This is a genomic window from Streptomyces sp. SID3212 (assembly GCF_009865405.1).
Lineage (GTDB): Bacteria > Actinomycetota > Actinomycetes > Streptomycetales > Streptomycetaceae > Streptomyces.
Window position 1 is genome coordinate 1 of sequence record NZ_WWJY01000432.1, and the last position, 3,384, is coordinate 3,384.

A 3,384-nucleotide genomic window follows, 5' to 3' on the forward strand; every position below is an offset into this window, starting at 1 on the left:
GATGAAGTCGCCCTTCTCGTTGATGCCGGAGAACTCCACGATGTCCGCGTACCGCTCGCGGATCTGGTCGCGGCTCATGCCCATGGCCAGACCGCCGAGGATGACGTTGCGCTCGCCCGTGAGGTCGCCCATCAGCGCCGCGTTGACGCCGAGGAGGGAGGGCTGGCCCTCGGTGTGGATCCGGCCCTGCGTCGGCGGCAGCAGCCCGGCGATGGCCTTGAGCAGGGTCGACTTGCCGGAGCCGTTGGAGCCGATGAGGCCGATGGCCTCGCCCTTGTACGCGACGAAGCTGACGCCCTTGACGGCGTGCACCTCGCGGACGCCGGGGGCGGCGCGGCGGGAGGCGATACGGCTGAGGGCGGAGGTCGCGGAGCCCTTGCCGCCCTTGGTGCCGTGGACCTTGTACGTGATGTGGACACCGTCGACGATCACGGTGGGGGTGGGCTCGGGGGCGGGGGGTCCGGAGGCGGGGGCGGCCCGCGTCTCGGCCTTGGTCAGGTCGGCCTTGGTCAGGTCGGCCTGGGCCGGCTCGGTCTTGGTCTTGGTGAGGTCAGCCACGTCCGTACTCCTCCTCTGCCTTCCAGAAGTAGACGAATCCACCGACCCCGACCACCACCGCCCAGCCGAGCGCGATGGCCCAGACGTGGTCGGGCAGCTTGTCGGAGCCGAAGCTGTCGATGAGGGCGAAGCGCATCAGGTCGATGTAGACGGCGGCGGGGTTCCACTGGAGGAGCAGCGCCACCGAGTGCGGCAGCTTCCCGGACACCTTGTCGATGCTGTACATCACGCCCGAGACGTACATCCAGGTACGCAGCAGGAAGGGCGTCAGCTGGGCGATGTCCGGCGTCTTGGCGCCGAGCCTGGCCATGATCATCGAGAGTCCGGCGAGGAACACCGACTGGAGCACCAGCGCGGGCGCCGCCAGCAGCCAGCTGAGCGACGGGTACTGCCCGAAGCAGACCAGGATCGCGGCCAGCGCGGCCATCGAGAAGAGCAGCTGCTGGAGCTGCTGGAGCGCGAAGGCCAGGGGCAGGGAGGCGCGGGGGAAGTGCAGGGCCCTGACGAGGCCCAGGTTCCCGGAGATCGCCCGGGTGCCCGAGGTGATCGCGCTGGACGTGAAGGTCCAGATGAAGACGCCGGTGACCAGGAACGGGATGTAGTCCGGCACGCCGTGCTTGGTGTTCAGCAGGACGCCGAAGATGAAGTAGTAGACCGTCGCGTTCAGCAGCGGGGTCATGATCTGCCAGACCTGGCCGAGTTTCGCCTGGCTGTACTGGGACATCAGCCGCGCGGTGGCGAACGCGGTGATGAAATGACGGCGCGACCAGAGCTGGCGGACGTACGCGGGAAGTGAGGGGCGCGCTCCGCTCACGGTCAGGCCGTGGCGGGCGGCGAGGGCGGCCAGGTCCGTACCGGGCGGCAGGAGACCGGTTCCGACCTGGGCGTTCTCGCCCTTCCGGTCGGGGTCCTGTCCGGGGTTCGGCGTGGTGGGGGAGATCGTCTGGCTCACAGGTACCGCTTTCGACGGTGGCTGGGTCGACGCAGGCGATGGAACGGGTCCGTATCGTCGCAACGTCGATGCTAGGACGATTTTCCGACGGAACGCAACCGTAGCGTCGTGACGCCTTGGTCAAGCTATGCTCAACTCATGACCACGGATCCGCGCATTTCACGCCGCGTACCCGCGGGAGCCGCCGTGCTCCGGGAGGACGTGACCGACGCCATCCGCGCCGCGGTGTTCGAGGAACTGGCCGCGGTCGGGTTCGCCCGGATGTCGATCGAGGGCATCGCGCGGCGGGCCGGGGTCGGCAAGACCGCCGTGTACCGCCGGTGGAAGTCGAAGCTGGCGCTCGTGCTGGACCTGCTGTCCGTCTTCGCCGCGCAGGGCCTGCCCGCGCCGGCCACGGGGTCGCTCTACGGGGACGTACGGGCGCTGCTGGAGGTCGCCTCGCACGCGTTGCGCCATCCGGTGGCCTCGCAGGTCATCCCGGACCTGCTGGTGGAGGCGGCGCGCCACCCGGAGATCTCCGACGCGATCAAGACGGCGCTGCTGGACGGCCAGCAGGGGATCGCGGCGGTGATCGTGCGGGAGGCGGTGGAGCGCGGGGAACTGCCGGAGGGCACGGACCCGGACCGGGCGCTGGACCTGACCGTGGGGCCGCTGTACTGGCGGCTCGTGGTGGTCAGGAACGACCTGCCCAAGGGGTATCTGGACATGCTGGCGGCGTCGGCGGTGGCCGCGCTCAAGGGCGGCGCGTAGGCCCCGCCCGGGGGATCGGGGGATCGGAACCGGATCGGGGCGCCTCAGTCACATCAGGGAAGACCGCGTCAGGAAGACCGCGTCAGGAAGACGCGGCGCACCACCCGTTCCGCCGCTCCGGCGTCCGCGTACGGGCAGAAGCGGGCCCGGAACGCCGTCCTGAGCTGGGTGGAGCGCGAGCCCCGCCAGTGGTCCGTGGCGAAGATGTCGATCAGCTCGTCCTCGGTACGGGCCACCGCGCCCGGCGGGAACGCGCGCAGGTCCATGGTGGTGCCCCGGACGGCCTCGAAGACCTGGCGGTCGGCGTGGAGCAGGACGATCGGCCGGTCCAGGTGCGCGTAGTCGAACATCAGCGGCGCGTGGTCCGTGATCAGGGCGTCCGAGACCAGACAGAGGACTTCGGCGGACGGGTGGCCGGACACGTCCATGATCCGGGGGTGCGGCGCGGCGGGAGCCACCCGGGTCAGGACGACGTGACGCGGGCCCAGGGACCGGGCGAGGCGTTCCAGGTCCGGGGACGGCGTCTGCGCGCGGCGGTGGTCGCGGTGCGCGGGGGCGTACAGGACCGTGGTGAAGCCCTCCGGGATGCCCAGGGACTCCCTCAGGCCCGGCACGTCCGCCGGGGCGTGGAGCGTGTCGTGGCGGGGGTGGCCGTATTCGAGGGTGGTCGCGGCGGAGGGGTACGCCTTCTCGTGGGTCAGGGTCGCGTGGCGGTTGGCCGAGAGCGTGTAGTCCCACCGGGCCGCGTCCCGGAGGAGCCGGGGGAGGTCCGCGGGGACGGCCGGGCGGTCCGCCAGGTCCAGGCCGACGGACCCGAGCGGGGTGCCGCGGTGGGTCTGGAGGAGCGTCTGGCCGGGGCGTTTGACCAGCCGGGCGTCGAAGAGGGTGTTGCTGGTGAGGTACGCGGACCGGGCCAGCGCGGTCCAGTACGCGAAGGAGCCGGGGTCGGTGAGCCAGGACGTACGGATGCCCGGCGCCAGTTCGCGTACCTTCCGCTCGATCGCGGCGGGATCGCCACCGGGGCCGTACGTGGCGAAGGCGGCGCGGTCGGCGCGCAGCGGGAGCCGGCGCTGGACGGCGTAGTGGAGGCGCAGGGCCACCGCGCGCACGGCGCGGCGCACGGC

General features: G+C 71.4%; 4 protein-coding genes. 1 reads left to right on the plus strand and 3 read right to left on the minus strand.

The annotated features are described in order from the left end of the window. Together GT042_RS12920 and GT042_RS12925 are read right to left on the minus strand one after the other, a co-directional pair. Positions 1-498: ATP-binding cassette domain-containing protein (locus tag GT042_RS12920; protein ID WP_161308851.1), on the minus strand; the 498-nt coding region annotated here is incomplete at its 3' end. A 52-nt stretch (positions 499-550) separates the two neighbouring features. Then, complete coding sequence (locus GT042_RS12925) at positions 551-1,423, minus strand: ABC transporter permease (RefSeq protein ID WP_161308850.1); 873 nt, start codon at positions 1,421-1,423, stop codon at positions 551-553. 225 nt (positions 1,424-1,648) lie between these two features. Between GT042_RS12925 and GT042_RS12930 the strand changes: the two genes are divergently transcribed. Beyond that, positions 1,649-2,260 (plus strand): TetR/AcrR family transcriptional regulator, encoded by a 612-nt coding sequence (locus tag GT042_RS12930; RefSeq protein ID WP_161308849.1) that lies wholly within the window; start codon positions 1,649-1,651, stop codon positions 2,258-2,260. 68 nt (positions 2,261-2,328) lie between these two features. Here GT042_RS12930 and GT042_RS12935 read toward each other — a convergent pair. Next, a partial coding sequence (locus GT042_RS12935; RefSeq protein WP_202532705.1) for a CDP-glycerol glycerophosphotransferase family protein occupies positions 2,329-3,384 on the minus strand: 1,056 nt, incomplete at its 5' end.